We start from the raw sequence: 15,624 nt of genomic DNA on the forward strand, positions 1-15,624 counted from the left end.
GCGCCGGCCTCATCCGCCGCCAGCCCGGTGTCGCACGAAGCATCCAGATCCTGGTCGACCCTCAAGACCTGCCAATCCTCCCCTGGCTCAACAGCAACCCGTCATAACCTCTGTGGCGAGGTACTAGCGTGCCGCCGCTGTCGGCCGCGCCGTGAGCTGGAAGACCTGATCCTGCGGCTTGCCGTCGGGACGCTGGCGCGTGATCGACAGGATCCCGCGCAGCTCCGTCGGCGCTGGCGCGTCCACCTGCGCCGCGGTCAGCGCCAGAACGATGTCGCCGCCCTGCTCGCGCAGCACCTGCGGCGCCGAATGGTCGATCAAATCGCCGCGCTCGGGGAAGAGATAGGCCTCGCGCACAGGACCATCGCCGTCGCCCAACGCCGATTTCGGCACGCGCACCGTCACAGCCTGGGGCGTCCGCTCGAACAGGCCGGCGGCTGCCGGCAACGGCGGATCGACCATCGTCGAGGCACCCTTGGCGTCGGCTGTCACCGGCAGGCTTAAGGTGAAGTGGCCATGCTCGGGCACGCAGACCTTCTCGCACACCAGCCAGGTGGCGTCGGCAGCGATGTCGATGACCGTCCCAGGCCTGGCCGACGGCGGCACCGGCACATTGGTGACGAGCGCAACGTCGCCATGGTGGCCGTAGCTCACGATGCCGGCGATATCGATGCGCTCCGGCGTCGGCCATTGCTGCGGGCCGGCGATGTCGCGGCCCAGCACATGCAAGGTCACCGACGCAGGCTCGCCGGAATCACCGGGATTGCGCCAGTAGGTGTGCCAGCCGGGCTTGAGCTGCAGGCGCAGCGCCACGGGAACCGACTGGCCGGGCGCCGCGGCGATGTCGTCGGCCACCAGCGTCGCGCGTGTGCGATCCGTGACCACCGGCGCCGACACGACATCGGCCCACGCCGGCGCGGCCAGCACGGACATCACCAGCACCGCCGTCGCGGCGCGCCATCTGCTTGCCATCGCTGCCACATCCATCACCCTGGGCTATCGCTTGGCGGCACCGCCGCACCGCCGCCGTTCCTGATCACGCGCGGCGGCAATTTTGCGACAGCCCGATCTGTCACCCCACTGCATTGCAGCCATGGTCGTCGGGCCGGAGCGACGGGTCAATTCACGCGGTCGCGAGTCGGCGCCTGCTCAGAGCCGTCACGCTGCCGCATTGCGGGGCGCGACCCAGGCCCCTATGGTCGGCGCCCGCTTGCCCGGCCTCAAGGCGAAACGCGCATGGCCCGATCCGCTGTCCACTCCCTGCGTCCGCCGGTCGCCGACGCCACGGGCACCGTGCCCCTGCGACGCGTCTTCGTGCGTGACCTGGTCGCAACGGCACGCATCGGCGTCCACCGGCATGAAAAGAAGGCACCCCAGCGCGTGCGCATCAATATCGAGCTGCTGGTGCCGGAGGATGGGCGGCCGCTCAACGACCGGCTGGCCAACGTGGTCGACTACGAAGCCATCGTCGTGGGCGTGCGGGCGCTCACCAGCGAGGGCCATGTCAACCTGGTGGAGACCTTGGCGGAGCGCATCGCGATGCTGTGCCTGCGCGACCGGCGGGTCCATACCGCGCGCGTTCGGGTGGAGAAGCTGGAAGTCTTCGCCGATGCCGCGTCCGTTGGCATCGAAATCGAGCGCCACAACGGCTGAAACGGCCGGAATCTGTACACACCCCCTCGGGGGACGATTCGGCACCGATATGGAAGGGCCATTGCCTTATTGACGGCTAGGTTACCGAATTATCAAGCCGGCTTTTTTCCAAGCGGAACAAGCGATTATGCATCACGAATGAGTATTCAGCCGGGCTCGCGGGCAGGAGCTGTCAAGACGATCCTGCCGCGGCGCTTCGGCTGCCCGTTGCGTGAACCCACAGGCTTATCCACATACAGGCCATCCTTGTCCCGATCGTGGTCGCAGCGCCTGCCACCGAATGCCAGGGGTGGGGATTTTTCACTGGCCTCGATCGGGCGGACGGCCGATTAGAGACTGTCTGCGGTAGATTTTGTGATGTCCGGCAAACCCGAGATCGACGTCCTCCCCGTCATCCCACCGGCCGACCTTCGGCCGGCGAACGAGGACGTGCCGGCCGGCGCCGCCGATCCGGTGCCCGAGGCGGCGCCGGCCGAAGGCAGCCTGGCGGCCGGCACCGCGATCATCGCCGGCTATGTCAGGACCCTGCCGCGCAAGCCCGGCGTCTACCGCATGATCGACGCCAAGGGCGACGTGCTCTATGTCGGCAAGGCGCGCCTGCTGAAGAGCCGCGTGGCGTCCTACACCCAGCCGACCCGCCTCTCGACGCGCCTGATGCGCATGGTGTCGGCGACCGTGGCGATGGAGTTCGTCGTCACCGACAGCGAAGCCGAAGCGCTGCTGCTCGAGAACAACCTGATCAAGCGCTTCAAGCCGCGCTTCAACGTGCTGCTGCGCGACGACAAGTCGTTCCCCTATATCGTGATCCGGCGGGACCATGCCTGGCCGCAGCTTGCCAAGCATCGCGGCGCGCGCAACGAGACCGACGAGTATTTCGGTCCGTTCGCGTCAGCCGGCGCCGTCAACCGCACGCTCTACACCCTGCAGCGCGCCTTCCCCTTGCGCTCGTGCTCGGACTCGATCTTCGCCAACCGTACGCGACCTTGCCTGCAGTACCAGATCAAGCGCTGCGTGGCGCCCTGCGTCGGGCGCGTCACCGACGAGGAATACGGCTCGATCGTCGACGACGTGCGCGGCTTCCTCGGCGGTAAGAGCCGCGAGGTGCAGTCGCAGCTGTCGCAGCGGATGGAGACGGCGAGCGCCAACCTGGAATTCGAACGCGCCGCCGTGCTGCGTGACCGCATCCGCGCCCTGACCGCGATCCAGTCGCACCAATCGATCGAGATTTCCGAGATCGAGGAAGCCGACGTCTTTGCCGCGCACGAGGAGGGCGGGCAGATCTGCGTGCAGGTCTTCTTCGTGCGCGCCGGCAACAATCTCGGCAACAAGGCCTACTTCCCCAGCCATGGCAAGGAGCTGGAGATCGCCGACGTGCTGTCGTCGTTTGTCGGACAGTTCTACAGCGGCCGCCCGGTGCCGCGCGAGATCCTGGTCAGCCATCCGCTGCCCGAAGCGGACCTGCTGGCCGCCGCCTTGTCGCTGAGCACCGGCAACCGGCGCATCGAGATCATCTGCCCGCAGCGCGGCCCGCGCCGCGACCTCATGGAGCATGCGCTGGCCAACGCGCGCGAAGCGCTGGGCCGGCGGGTCGCGGAAAGCGCCTCGCAGCGCAAGCTGCTGGACGGCGTGGCCCAGGCGTTCGGCCTCGACGCCCCGCCGCAGCGCATCGAGGTCTACGACAACAGCCATATCCAGGGCAGCGATGCGGTCGGCGGCATGATCGTGGCCGGCCCCGAGGGCTTCCAGAAGAACCATTACCGCAAGTTCAACATCCGCACCGCAGCCGCGCCGGGGGCAGCTCCGGCGCCCGACGGCGCCGCCCCCGGCATCAGCGCCGGCGACGACTACGGCATGATGCGCGAGGTGCTGACGCGGCGCTTCAAGCGCGCCCTGAAGGAGGATCCCGCGCGCGACAAGGGATTGTGGCCCGACCTGGTGCTGATCGACGGCGGCCTGGGGCAGCTCAACGCGGCGCTGGAGGTGTTCACCGAGCTGGCGATCGACGACGTGGCGCTGGTGTCGATCGCCAAGGGACCGGATCGCGATGCCGGCCGCGAGCGCTTCTTCATGCCGGGCCGCCCGCCCTTCTCGCTCGAGGCGCGCGACCCGGTGCTCTACTTCCTGCAGCGCCTGCGCGACGAAGCGCACCGCTTTGCGATCGGCACGCACCGCACCCGCCGCTCGATGGGCATCTCCCGGTCGGGGCTGGACGAGGTGCCAGGCATCGGCGCGGCCCGCAAGCGCGCGCTGCTGCATCATTTCGGCTCGGCCCGCGCCGTCGCCACGGCGACACTGGAGGATCTGCAGGCCACGCCCGGCGTCTCACGCACCATGGCGAAGAAAATCTATGACCACTTCCGAAGCGGCGGCTAGAGTCGGCGGCCAAGCCCCTCGCCGCGGATCAATGCTCAGCCTGCCCAACCTCCTCACCCTGGCCCGCATCGCGGCCATCCCGCTGGTCGTCGCCTCGTTCTGGCTCGACCGCGGCTGGGCGCAATGGACGGCGGCCGCGCTGTTCTTCATCGCCAGCGTCACCGACTATTTCGACGGCTGGCTGGCGCGACGCTGGCAGCAGGTGTCGCGGCTGGGCCGCTTCCTCGACCCGATCGCCGACAAGCTGCTGGTGGCATCGGTGCTGCTGCTGCTGTGCGCCTTCGAGACCCTGCGCGGCGTGCACGTGATTCCGGCCCTGATCATCCTGTGCCGCGAGATCATGGTCTCGGGCCTGCGCGAGTTCCTGGCCGAGCTGCGCGTGGGCCTGCCGGTCAGCAGCGCTGCAAAATGGAAGACCGCGATCCAGATGATGGCGCTGGGCGTGCTGCTGATCGGCAATGCCGGCCCGCCCTGGGTGATGCCTCTGGGCCTCGCGCTGCTGTGGTTCGCGGCAGCGCTGACGCTGTGGACCGGCTACGACTACCTGCGCGCCGGCCTGGAGCACATGATCGACGATCCCGCCGCCGTGCCGCCGCCGCGGCCGGTCAGCGACGACGGAAAGCGGCACGCCGACGGGAGGCTGTCGTGAAAGTGAAGTATTTCGCCTGGCTGCGGCAGAAGACAGGCGTCGCCGAGGAGGACATCACGCTGCCCGACGATGTGCGCACGGTGCAGAACCTGGTCGACTTCCTGTCGCGCCGCAGCCCCGCGCATGCCGAGGCGTTCACTGAGGCCAAGGTCTTCGGCGCCGCCGTCGACCAGCAGGTGGTGCAGTTCGACGCGCCGATCACCGGCGCGCGCGAGGTGGCCTTCTTCCCGCCCTTCACCGGTGGCTAGCCGTGGCGATCCGCGTCCAGCGCGAGGACTTTGACGTCGGTGCCGAGATCGCGGCGCTCACGGCCGGCACGCCGCGCATCGGCGCGGTGGTGAGCTTCATCGGGCTGGTGCGCGATCTGCATGTGCGCGAGGGCTACCATCGCGACTCGGTGCAGGCGATGACCCTGGAGCATTGGCCCGGCGTCACCGACAAGGCGCTGGCCGACATCGAGGCCGAGGCGCACCGGCGCTGGCCGCTCGACGCCTCGCTGATCGTGCATCGCTACGGCCGGCTCGAGCCAGGCGAGCGCATCGTGCTGGTGCTCACGGCCTCGCCGCATCGCGATGCCGCCTTCGACGCCTGCCGCTTCCTGATCGACTGGCTCAAGACCAAGGCGCCGTTCTGGAAGCTGGAGGAGACGCCCAAGGGCGAGCACTGGGTCGAGGCGCACAGCGACGATGACGATGCCGCGCGCAAATGGGAGAACGGGTGAAGGTCCTCTCCCGCAAGCGGGAGAGGAAGGGGCCCGTCGTGCGCAGCACGATGGGAAGGTGAGGGCCCAAGGACCAAATGCCTCGTGTGTGGCCCCTCACCCGCCGAGCGCTGCGCGCTCGTCGACCTCTCCCGCTTGCGGGAGAAGTGAAGGTCACGCTGCCTTGCCCAGCTCGACGTCGGCCAGATGCGCCGACTCGCCGAAGCCTTCGCAGTCCTCGCGCAGGACGAGCGCGGCGAAGTCATCGATCAGCCTGGGTGTCAGCGGCCCCACCTGGTAGTACTGGCCATCGAGCTCGCGCACCGGCGTGATCTCGGAGGCCGAGCCGGTCAGGAACACCTCGCTGGCGCGCGCCAGGTCGTCGGGCCACACGTCCCTCTCCTCGACCTCGATGCCGCGCGCTCGCGCCAGGCCCATCACGGCACGACGCGTGATGCCGTCGAGGAAGTTGTCGGGTCGCGGCGTGACCAGCCTGCCATCGATCACGAGGAAGATGTTGGCGCCTGTCGCCTCGGCGACGCGGCCCTTCCAATCGAGCATCAGCGCGTCATCGAAGCCTGCCTTGATCGCGCGGTCCTTCTCCAGGGTGCAGATGATGTACAGCCCGGAGGCTTTGCTCTCACCGGGCGCGCTTTCGGGCGATGGCCGGCGGAACCGGGCCATGTCCAGGCGGATGCCGCGCAGCCGCGCCTCGCGCGAGAAATAGTGCGGCCATTCCCAGGGTGCGATCGCCAGATGCACGCCGGTGCCGATGGCGGACACGCCCAGGGCCTCCGACCCGCGCCACGCCAGCGGCCGCACGTAGCCGCTGGCCAGACCGTTGGCGCGCACCACCGCGCGGGTCGCCGTGTCGATCTCCTCGCGCGTCCAGGGCAGGTCGATATCGACCAGCCGGGCGGAGCGGACCAGCCGCGCGCTGTGCGCGGCCAGGCGGAAAACCCGGCCATCATAGATGCGCTCGCCCTCGAAGACGCCCGAGCCGTAGTGCAGCCCGTGGCTGAGCACATGCGGGCGAGCCTCACGCCATGGCACCAGCGCGCCGTCCAGCCAGATCCAGCCGTCGCGATCATCCATAGAATTCGACATTGCGTCACGACTCCTGAGTTTGGAATTTTAACGATATTTACGTGCTATAATCCGCAATTATCCAACGATAAGTCAGTATAATTGTCTTTGTCAATAGAGCTGACATTGTACCAAAATGGAATGCCCGGAACGTACTTTTTACTCGTATAGGTTGATTCATATTTTCGCATTCTACTGTCATATTGAAAGGAGCCGGTGCCAGGCCTAAACTGGCTGCGGCAGTCCAAGCCGAAGCGGAGCCTGTGAATGCCTCAACTTCCAAGCGGTCTGACGCTGGCCTTGTCACGGGATGCGATCATCGAGCACGCCGAGAACTGGTTCAGGTGCCCGGACGGACATTTTTGGCTGTGGCTTCCGGCGCCGGAAATGGGCCCACCGCCTTACGACCTGCATGCCGAAATCACGAGCATGCCCGAGCATGTCGAGGTGCCGGCCAATCGACAGGACGTGAAAAAATTCATTCGTGTCCTCGAAATGCGCGACGACGGCAACTACGGGTGGCGCGGCGAATGGCTGGCAGAGTTCCCTAAATACAGGGACCTGGATGCCACCGATGCGGCCGCCTGGACGGCATGGTTAGGCAAGCCAGAGATCGAGACGTTTCTCGATGAGACCATCGAGCATTGCTTGCGCATGGCCGAGGCCGCCCGGACCGCTGTCGGCTACGTGGTCGGGGCGGTGGACGAGCCGCTGCCACCCGAAGCCGACCGTGCCGACCGCTGGGTCAAGATGCGTTTCTGGGACCGCGTGCCCTGGCGGAAGCGTCGCGGCTCATAAGTCCGCTGCTCCGGCGCAGCGGGACAGCCCATGGTAAAAATCCCGAATCGGGACTTTTCCAGAACCGGCCAGATCGCTACAACAGGGCTTGTTGATCAAGACCCCTAGGAACGCCTGATGGCCGATGCCCGCCCGCTGAGCTTGCTGCCCACCTTCGTGCGCGAGGAGGATCTGCGCCGCAGCATCGAGCTGATGTTCTTCGCCTACCGCGATTTCACCGGCGAGGCGGATGCGATGCTGGCCGACGCCGGGTTTGGAAGGGCGCATCACCGCGCCATCTACTTCATCGGCCGGCATCCCGGCATCACCGTGGGCGGCCTGCTGCGGATCCTGAAGATCACCAAGCAGTCCCTGTCGCGGGTGCTGCGCGAGCTGATCGACGGCGGCTATGTGCATCAGGACACGGGCGCGCGCGACCGCCGCCAGCGGCTGCTGGCGTTGACACCCAAGGGCGAGGCGCTGGAGCGCGAGCTGACCGGCCGCCAGCAGGCGCGTTTCGCCCGCGCCTTCGGCGAGACCGGCGCGCCGGCGATGGAGGGCTTCCACCAGGTCCTGCTGGGCATGCTCGATCCGGATGAAAGGCCGGAGATCGAACGGCAGCTCACACGCGCACGCTGAGCCCGCCATTGTCGGAGCCCGCGACGGAGAAGGCGCATGTGCTGGTCGTCGACGACGACCAGCGGCTGCGCGAGCTGTTGCGCAGCTTCCTGTCGCGCAACAGCTTCCGGGTCACGGTGGCCGGCGACGCGACCGAGGCCCGCGAGCGGCTGGCGAGCATGGATTTCGATCTGATGGTGCTGGACGTGATGATGCCGGGTGAAAGCGGACTGGACCTGACGGCGGCGCTGCGGCAGCAGAAGAAGCCGATCCCGATCCTGATGCTGACCGCCATGGGCGAGGCCAAGGACCGCATCGCCGGCTTCGAGCGCGGCGCCGACGATTACCTGCCCAAGCCGTTCGAGCCGCGCGAGCTGCTGCTGCGCATCAACAGCATCCTGCGCCGCGCCACGGTGCAGGCCACGCCGGCCGCCACTACACCAGCGGTTGCCGTGGTGCGCCTGGGCGAGCTGCGCTTCGATACCAAGCGCGGTGAGCTGACCAACGACGACAAGCGCATCAAGCTCACCGATGCCGAGCGGGCGCTGCTCACTGTCTTCACCCTCAATCTCGGGCAGGACATGAGCCGCGAGACCCTGGCGCGGCTGGTGGGCGGCGAGGTCAATGTGCGCACCATCGACGTGCAGGTGACGCGCCTGCGGCGCAAGATCGAGGACGATCCCAAGTTCCCGCGCTATCTGCAGACGGTGCGCGGCACGGGATACCGCCTGGTGGGGTCATGAGCGTCGAGCGCGCCAACGAACCGTCGCTGGCGCAGGCGCGGCGCACGAACGGGCCGGCGGCCTGGGCCGGCCGTGCGCTGATGGCGTGGCGCCGCCTGCGGCTGGGCCGCAAGCTGGGCAAGATGGCACCACGCACCCTGTTCGTGCGTGCCACGCTCGCCATCGTCGTGCCGACGATCCTGCTGCAGGTGATCGCGACCTACGTCTTCTACGAGCAGCTCTGGGACAACGTCACCGGCCGCCTGGCACGCTCCGTGGTCGGCGACGTGCGGATGATCGCGGCGCTGCACACCGAGTTCCCGGGCGACGTCAACTCCGAGTGGATCATCCAGCGCGCGCGCAGCGACATGCGCATGACGGTCACGTTCAAGCCCGGCGCGACCTTGCCCGAGCGGCGCGCGCCGGCGTTCTACAGCATCCTCGAGCGCGAGCTGACCAACGCGCTGGAGAGCGACCTCAAGCTGCCCTACTTCCTCGACACGGCGCCCACCGAGCGGCGTGTGCTGATCGCGGTGCAGGTGCCCGACGGCGTGATCGAGGTGCTGGCGCCGCTGAGCCGGCTCTACACCACCTCCAGCTGGGCCTTCCTCGCCGCCATGGCCGGCTCGGCCATGGTGCTGTTCGGCCTTGCCACCGCCTTCGTGCGCCACGAGCTGCAGCCGATCCGCAAGCTGGCCAAGATCGCCGACGCGCTGGGCAAGGGACGCGACGTCGCCGACTTCGAGCCCGAAGGCTCGCTGGAGGCGCGGCAGGCAGGCCGTGCCTTCCTCACCATGCGCGAGCGTCTGCGCCGGCAGATCCAGCAGCGCACCGAGATGCTGGCCGGCGTCAGCCACGATCTGCGCACGCCGCTCACGCGCATGAAGCTGGGCCTGGCAATGCTGGACGACGGCCCCGAGAGGCGCGAGCTGGAAGCCGATGTCGTCGACATGGAGCGCATGATCGAGGGCTATCTCGCCTTCGCCCGCGGCGAGGGCGACGAGGAGCCCACGCCCGTCGATGTCGGCGAGCTGCTGGAGGATGTCGCTTCCGGCGCGCGGCGCGACGGCGGCATCGTGGTCGTGGGCTTCACCGGCGATCTTGCCATCAACCTGCGGCCGACCGCGATGAAGCGCTGCCTGAGCAACCTGGTGGTCAACGCGCTGCGCCACGGGCACCGGGTCGAGATGCGGGCGCGGCGGCGCAAGACGGCCATCGAGATCACCGTCGACGACGACGGGCCGGGCATCCCGGCCGACCGCCGCGAAGAGGTGTTCCGCCCCTTCTTCAGGCTCGACGCATCGCGCAACCCGATGACCGGCGGTGTCGGGCTCGGCCTCACCATCGCCCGCGACGTGGTGCGCAGCCACGGCGGTGAATTGCATCTTGAAGACTCGCCGATGGGCGGCCTGCGGGCGCGCCTGCGGCTGCCGGTGTAGGATTTTCCTTCCCCATGCAATGCATGGGGAAGGTGGCGCGAAGCGCCGGATGGGGAGCTGACGTGGTCTCGGTCATGTCGACCACGATGGCTCCCCTCCGCCCCTTCGGGGCACCTCCCCAACTTACGTTGGGGAGGACCAGACGGCGGCCACGGCACCGGCAGCGATGGCGGCCACGCTGGTGACGCCGACGATGAGGCCGGTGCGTAGCGTGCCGACGACGGCCGCAAAGCCCGCCTTCACCAGCGTGTTGACCGCGACGGCGATCGCGATGGCGAGGGCGGCGGTGTGGATCGCAATCCCGTTGCCGGCGAGGCGGGCCATCGACAGGTTCAGCGCATCGACGTCGGCGATGCCCGAGACCGCCGCCAGGACCAGCACCGCCTGCTCGCCGAGCCGGTCCACGGCCAGCTTCGACAGCACCATGACCACGGCGATGAAGCCCGCCAGCTTCAGCGCCGTGCCCAGCTCGAACGGATTGTGCAACGCCAGCTGCGGCCGCTCGCCCCGCCCGTCGCGACGGCGCAGCAGCACCAGGCAGGGCGCCGCCAGGACGAGGCCGGCCATGCCCAGCGGCCACAGCAGCGGGCCGATCAGCGCCGTGTTGAGGGCGCCGGCGACCGCGATCACGCGCACCACCATCACCACGCCGGCCAGCAGGATGCCGCCCGACAGCAGCGATGCCGCCTGCGGCTGCTGGTGCGCCAGGCGCGCGAAGGTGAGCGTCACGGCGGTGGATGAAGCGAGGCCGCCAGCCAGCCCGGCCAGCGCCACGCCGGCCTGGTCGCCCATGACGCGGATCGCGACATAGCCGGCGAAGGACACGGCGGCGATGACGATGGCCAGCAGCCAGATCTCCGCCGGGTTGAGCGCGCCCCAGGGATCGATGGTCCGGTCGGGCAGCACCGGCAGCAGCAGAAAGCTCATGGCCAGCAGGATCAGCGTGGCGCGGATCTCGGGCCATGTGAGCTGCCGCAGCCAGCGGTGCAGCGGCTGCTTGAGCGCCAGCAGCAAGGCCATGGCCACGGCGACGGCGACCGCGACCTGCGGCTCGCCCAGCACGGCATAGGCACCGACGGCGAAGGTCAGCATGGCGGCGACGATGCTGGTGATGCCGAACGAGCCTTCAACGACCATCTCGCGCCACTGGAAGGTCGCGAAGGTGGCCGTGAACGTGGCGAAGAACAGGGCTGCCGCCACCGGGCTGCCCGACGACAAGGCTCCGGCCACGCCGCCCAGCAGCCCGCAAAGCGCATAGGTGCGCAGCCCGGCCGTACGCTCGCCCTCGGCTTCCGCGCGCGTCTTCCAGCCGCGCTCCAGCCCGACCAGCAGGCCGATCGCCAGCGCGACGGCAAGGCGCTTGAACAGTTCGAGTTCTGGCATCGATGCCACACCCGGGTTCATTTTCCGCAGGTTCGCCGAAGCCGGCGGCGCAAACAATGCAAATGGCCTACGGGGCACGCTCTGCGCTCGCGCCCATGCGCTTCGCAGCGTCGCACGGGGTTCGCCTGATGGCCGCAGGCGCGCCTCACTCCGGCTGCGGACGGGTTTCCGGCATCAGGGTGAGGACGGCGACGAAGCCCATGACCGCGATCGCCGCCAGGGCCAGGAAGGCCGCGGCGCTGCCGAAGGTGTCGCTCATGTAGCCGCCGAAAGTCGGGCTGAGCGAGGCACCGACCCCCATCATGGTGCCGACAAAGCCCTGGGTCAGGTTGAAGCGGCCGGTCCCGCGCGTGAGATCGGCGACCGTCAGCGGCACCAGCACGGCGAACACCGCCGCCGTCACGCCGTCGAGCAATTGCACGATCACCAGCAGATAGGGATCCGTCACCAGGGCGAAGAGCAGGCCACGTACCGGCAGCGCAGCAAAGCCCACCAGCAGCAGCGGCCGCCGTCCCCAGAGCTGCGCCCGGCGGCCGACCCAGGGCGAGAAGATCGCCACGATCAGCTGCGGCCCGACGATGCAGGCAGCGATCAGGACCGTTGCCCAGGTGCTGGAGCGCGTCGTCAGCACGCCACCCATCAGCGGCAGCATGGCGGCGTTGGCGAGGTGGAACAGCAGGATGCAGCCGCCGAAGATTATCAGCGGCCGCCGGCGCAGCAGGCTGCGCAGGTTGACCGGCGCGGTATTGGCGCGACGACGCGGCATGTTGCCGTGCGCGCGCTCGGGATCGATCTCCGTCGCCGAGATGGTGCGCAGCGCCAGCAGGGTCGGCAGCAGCAGCGCTGCCGTGACGAAGAACACCGCCTGCGCCGAGAAGAAGTAGCCGCACGCGCCCATCACGCCGGCCGACAGCCCGGTCCCGATCGACGCGAAGCGGGCGTTGCGTCCGAAGCGTTCGCCGATCGCGGCATGGCCCACGAGGCCGAGGCTGATGGCCGCGATGGCCGGCCCCAGCACGCAGCTCGCAGCGGCGTGCAGCAACGCTGCCGCGAGCACGACAGGGAAGATCGGCGCGCTCGCATAGGCGAGCGCGGCAGAGCCGATCAGCACGACCGCCACGCCCGCCACCACCCGCTCGGCGCGCGCCCAGTCGACCAGCGCGCCGCCCGGCATCTGCCCGACCAGCGCAACCAAGCCGGCAGCGGTGAGGACGAGGCCGATATCGACCTGGGTCCATTTCTGTGTCGTCAGATAGACGGCGATGAAGGGGCCGAAGCCGGTCTGCACGTCGGCGACGCAGAAGACGAACCAGTCGAGTCCGCGCAGGCTGCGCGCCGAAGGCTTCCGCGGCGGCGCCTCTTTCGGCGCCCCGCGGCCATGGGATGACCTGGACCCGACCCCGTTGCCGTCAGGTCCGTCGGTCTGGCGCAGGGACGGCTCTACCGACAGGCTGCTCCTCCGTTGCCAGCTTCTGCTACGGGAACGGTTCCAGGTTGCCCGTCGGTCCCAGGATGATGACGGGCTTGCCTTCCTTGTATTCCGGCGCCGGCTTCACCTGCTCGCGCGTGAGCTCGAGGATCACGCGGTAGCGCTTGCTGGCGGTCGGAATGAAATGCAGCGCCTTCCAGTCGACAGCGATCTTGCGGCTGCCGACGCCGAGAAAGCCGCCGAAGTCGATGATGGCGGCTCGCGCCCGGCCCTCGACGTCCACGATCACGTCGACGATCCGTCCCATGTTCTCGTCGGCAGCGCTGCGGACCTCGCGGCCGAGGATGCCTTGCACTTCCTGGGTGTCGAGCACGGTGATCGAGGGTGAGCCGGTGCCCTCGCTGCCCGGTGTCGGCGGCACATTGGGCGCCACGGGCGGCACAGCCGGCGGCGGCGTGCCCTCAGGCTTGCTCTGCGCCCGCAGCGGCGGGCTGGCCATGGCCAACACGATCAATATAGCCGCCACCGCGACGACAGCCGGCTTGGTGTCCATCGCGCCCTCCCGTCGATGCCCTGGTCCCGGCCTCAATAGTCGGTCGGCGGTTGCAAATACCAGCGGCCATCCGACGCACGGTCCGACGTGGTGTTGCACGCCGTCCCCAGCAATGCGACCGCTGTGACGAGCGCACACGCGCGCAACAAGTTCAGCATCGGTCCCCCAACGGATCGTTGTTCAAATGCGTCCGCGTGACATGGGGCCGCGGGCGTCGCGCCACAAGCCATGCCACCCACAGGCCACGACTCAGAACAGCTTGCCGCCGTTGGGCACCTTCTGGTCGGGGCCGATCATCACCACGCTGCCGTCGCCGTCGGGGAAGCCCAGCACGAGCACCTCGGACATGAACTTGCCGATCTGGCGCGGCGGAAAATTCACCACCGCCGCAACCTGCCGGCCGATCACACCTTGCGGCGTGTAGTATTTCGTGATCTGCGCCGAGCTCTTGCGCACACCGATTTCCGGGCCGAAATCAACCCAGAGCTGGACCGCAGGCTTGCGCGCGCCCTCGAACGGCCTGGCCTCGATCACCGTGCCGACGCGGATGTCGATCCTTTCGAAATCGTCGTAGGAGATCGTCGCGCGCGCGGCGCCGGACTGCAGGTCACCCACTCATGCCTCCCGGTCTGATGCCCGGTCCTGATATCCGATCTTGCGGCCAGCAAAAAGGGCCGCTCCGAAGAGCGGCCCTTGGAAGCGCCGGTGGAGGCCGAGGGAGTCGGGAGGCCGGCCGGCGTTGACTCGAGCGACGCGTGCTGCGCGCTTAGTGCTTCTTGGCGACCGCCACCTTGATCTCGTCGAGCACCTCAGTGATGCGCTTGTTGACGACGTCGAGCGCCTCAGTGTTGCCCTTGGCGACGATGTCGGCCAGCTCGCGGACGTTGGCGATGGCGGTCTCGTAGGCCTTCTTGGCGACGTCGGCCTGCTTCACGGCCTTCTCCTCGAAGGTCGCGGCCGACATCAGCTCGCTGGCAGCCTTCGAGAACTCCTCGGTGGCAACCTTGATCATGTCGGCCTGGCGCTGGGCCACCGACTTCACGGCTTCGAACGCGGTCTGGTTGGCAGCGGTGATGGCCGCGACGTTCTTGCGCTGCGCCTCGACCAGCGCCTCGACGTCGAACGCCGGCACCTTGAACTCGCCGAAAGCCTTGGTGAAGTCGACGTCGGCGAACGGGAACTTGAAGCTCGGAGCGGTCATTGAGGAATCTCCTGGCAAATCATAACGGGGTACGCTCGGACTGCCGGTGGCTTGACGGTCGAGCGCCGCTTGCATCCGGTTGCTCGCACCATTCATGGTGCAGTGCAGCAAAGATGAATGCTGCGATGCGGAAAGTCAAGGGTCGTTGTGCGATGCACAATTCCGGATCGGTCAATCCACCACACGCGTTGGCCAGATATGCAATCCTCATGCCGCCGGATTGGCTGGCGGGTCCGGCGCCTCCGGCGCGGCCGCGTGCGAGGCTGCCGCCCGGCCCCGGCGGCGGGCAGATTTCCCAAACCGATCAAGGGATTGCACCCAGCGTTCGGCCCGTTTCAGGCGGTGGTCCAGGGCGGCCATGGTACGCGATTGATCGGCACTGTCGTCGCGCAGCCAGACCCGCATCACTGCAATGTGCATGGCTGCCAACGCGTTTCGCCGCACCGTGCCCGACAGGCCCTCGGCCGAGACACCGGCCGCTTCCAGCACCACCGCCATCGAACGGCCCAGCGCTCGGGAGAGCGTGAGCGCCGCCAGCGGGTCGCGCGCCAAGCCTTCGGCCAGGGCTGCGACGGCCTCCTTGTGCGGCCGCAGCGCGTCGTAGCGGCGCATCATCGTATCGAACAGGCGGTCGCGCACGGTCTCGTCGGGATCGAGCGACGGCGCCGTGCCATCCAGCACTGTGCGGTCGATATCGGCCAGGAAGGCCTCGACCAACGCCGTCCGTGAGGGAAAGGCGGTGTAAAGCTCGGCCAAGCCCACGCCGGCGGCCTCGGCCACGTCGCGCAACGCGAAGCCATGCCAGCCCTTCTCGGCCAGCAGCTTCAGGAACGCATCGATCATCGCCTGACGGTCCGCCATGACCTGCCTCGTGTCTCCATGACCAGGCGCGCTCCAAGCGCGCCAATGCCGACGCCTAGCAGCCTGTCGGACTGAGGTTATTGGGTAGTTGATTGAGTGATTTTGAAAGCACCGAGGTCATGGGTCGCGATTTTTGGTGGTACTTTCCCCGTCAGGCGTGTGCGAGGGTGAACATCCGCT

The 15,624-nt window shown here is 68.2% G+C and carries 17 protein-coding genes; 9 read left to right on the top strand and 8 right to left on the bottom strand.

All coding sequences use genetic code 11. The annotated features are described in order from the left end of the window. Positions 1–123: 123 nt before the first annotated feature. Positions 124–972: a protein-disulfide reductase DsbD domain-containing protein gene (locus FHP25_RS39785; protein ID WP_178134138.1), complete on the bottom strand. Its 849-nt coding sequence runs from the start codon at positions 970–972 to the stop codon at positions 124–126. A 264-nt stretch (positions 973–1,236) separates the two neighbouring features. On the opposite strand from FHP25_RS39785, the gene FHP25_RS39790 reads away from it, so the two are divergent. From FHP25_RS39790 to FHP25_RS39810, 5 genes are all read left to right on the top strand, one after another. Beyond that, positions 1,237–1,653: a dihydroneopterin aldolase gene (locus tag FHP25_RS39790; RefSeq protein WP_147852562.1), complete on the top strand. Its 417-nt coding sequence runs from the start codon at positions 1,237–1,239 to the stop codon at positions 1,651–1,653. Positions 1,654–2,010: 357 nt separating this feature from the next. Continuing rightward, on the top strand, positions 2,011–4,026 hold the full coding sequence (uvrC, locus tag FHP25_RS39795; protein ID WP_147852563.1) for an excinuclease ABC subunit UvrC: 2,016 nt from the start codon (positions 2,011–2,013) through the stop codon (positions 4,024–4,026). A 31-nt stretch (positions 4,027–4,057) separates the two neighbouring features. Further along, complete coding sequence (gene pgsA / locus FHP25_RS39800) at positions 4,058–4,675, top strand: CDP-diacylglycerol--glycerol-3-phosphate 3-phosphatidyltransferase (RefSeq protein WP_147852564.1); 618 nt, start codon at positions 4,058–4,060, stop codon at positions 4,673–4,675. After that, positions 4,672–4,923, top strand: a complete 252-nt coding sequence (moaD, locus tag FHP25_RS39805; protein WP_147852565.1) for a molybdopterin converting factor subunit 1 — start codon at positions 4,672–4,674, stop codon at positions 4,921–4,923. The genes pgsA and moaD overlap by 4 nt, the downstream gene beginning before the upstream one ends. A gap of 2 nt (positions 4,924–4,925) precedes the next feature. Further along, a complete protein-coding gene (locus FHP25_RS39810; RefSeq protein WP_147852566.1) occupies positions 4,926–5,396 on the top strand; it encodes a molybdenum cofactor biosynthesis protein MoaE in 471 nt (156 codons plus the stop codon). A 153-nt stretch (positions 5,397–5,549) separates the two neighbouring features. Here the strand turns inward: FHP25_RS39810 and FHP25_RS39815 are convergent, their stop codons facing one another. Further along, positions 5,550–6,482 carry a branched-chain amino acid aminotransferase gene (locus tag FHP25_RS39815; protein WP_147852567.1) on the bottom strand — a complete coding sequence of 311 codons (933 nt, stop codon included), beginning with the start codon at positions 6,480–6,482 and terminating at the stop codon, positions 5,550–5,552. 246 nt (positions 6,483–6,728) lie between these two features. Here FHP25_RS39815 and FHP25_RS39820 point away from each other — a divergent pair, with 246 nt between their 5' ends. From FHP25_RS39820 to FHP25_RS39835, 4 genes are all read left to right on the top strand, one after another. After that, a complete protein-coding gene (locus FHP25_RS39820; RefSeq protein WP_147852568.1) occupies positions 6,729–7,259 on the top strand; it encodes a hypothetical protein in 531 nt (176 codons plus the stop codon). Positions 7,260–7,376: 117 nt separating this feature from the next. After that, complete coding sequence (locus tag FHP25_RS39825; protein ID WP_147852569.1) at positions 7,377–7,877, top strand: MarR family winged helix-turn-helix transcriptional regulator; 501 nt, start codon at positions 7,377–7,379, stop codon at positions 7,875–7,877. Positions 7,878–7,885: 8 nt separating this feature from the next. Continuing rightward, on the top strand, positions 7,886–8,599 hold the full coding sequence (locus FHP25_RS39830; RefSeq protein ID WP_147852570.1) for a response regulator: 714 nt from the start codon (positions 7,886–7,888) through the stop codon (positions 8,597–8,599). After that, a complete protein-coding gene (locus FHP25_RS39835; RefSeq protein WP_231712643.1) occupies positions 8,596–10,017 on the top strand; it encodes an ATP-binding protein in 1,422 nt (473 codons plus the stop codon). Before FHP25_RS39830 ends, FHP25_RS39835 begins: the two co-directional genes overlap by 4 nt. Positions 10,018–10,140: 123 nt before the next feature. Here FHP25_RS39835 and FHP25_RS39840 read toward each other — a convergent pair whose 3' ends face one another. From FHP25_RS39840 to FHP25_RS39865, 6 genes are all read right to left on the bottom strand, one after another. Further along, positions 10,141–11,400 carry an MgtC/SapB family protein gene (locus FHP25_RS39840; protein ID WP_147852571.1) on the bottom strand — a complete coding sequence of 420 codons (1,260 nt, stop codon included), beginning with the start codon at positions 11,398–11,400 and terminating at the stop codon, positions 10,141–10,143. A 145-nt stretch (positions 11,401–11,545) separates the two neighbouring features. Then, positions 11,546–12,832 (bottom strand): MFS transporter, encoded by a 1,287-nt coding sequence (locus FHP25_RS39845; RefSeq protein WP_147852572.1) that lies wholly within the window; start codon positions 12,830–12,832, stop codon positions 11,546–11,548. A 43-nt stretch (positions 12,833–12,875) separates the two neighbouring features. Then, positions 12,876–13,382 (bottom strand): PRC-barrel domain-containing protein, encoded by a 507-nt coding sequence (locus tag FHP25_RS39850; protein WP_147852573.1) that lies wholly within the window; start codon positions 13,380–13,382, stop codon positions 12,876–12,878. A 249-nt stretch (positions 13,383–13,631) separates the two neighbouring features. Continuing rightward, positions 13,632–13,988 carry a tRNA-binding protein gene (locus FHP25_RS39855; protein WP_147852577.1) on the bottom strand — a complete coding sequence of 119 codons (357 nt, stop codon included), beginning with the start codon at positions 13,986–13,988 and terminating at the stop codon, positions 13,632–13,634. 160 nt (positions 13,989–14,148) lie between these two features. Next, the gene (locus FHP25_RS39860; RefSeq protein WP_178134139.1) at positions 14,149–14,583 is read right to left on the bottom strand and encodes a phasin family protein; all 435 of its coding nucleotides are present in this window, start codon (positions 14,581–14,583) and stop codon (positions 14,149–14,151) included. A gap of 207 nt (positions 14,584–14,790) precedes the next feature. Then, positions 14,791–15,444: a TetR/AcrR family transcriptional regulator gene (locus FHP25_RS39865; protein ID WP_147852575.1), complete on the bottom strand. Its 654-nt coding sequence runs from the start codon at positions 15,442–15,444 to the stop codon at positions 14,791–14,793. Between the last annotated feature and the right edge of the window lie 180 nt (positions 15,445–15,624).

It is taken from the genome of Vineibacter terrae (assembly GCF_008039615.1).
GTDB classification, from domain to species: domain Bacteria; phylum Pseudomonadota; class Alphaproteobacteria; order Reyranellales; family Reyranellaceae; genus Vineibacter; species Vineibacter terrae.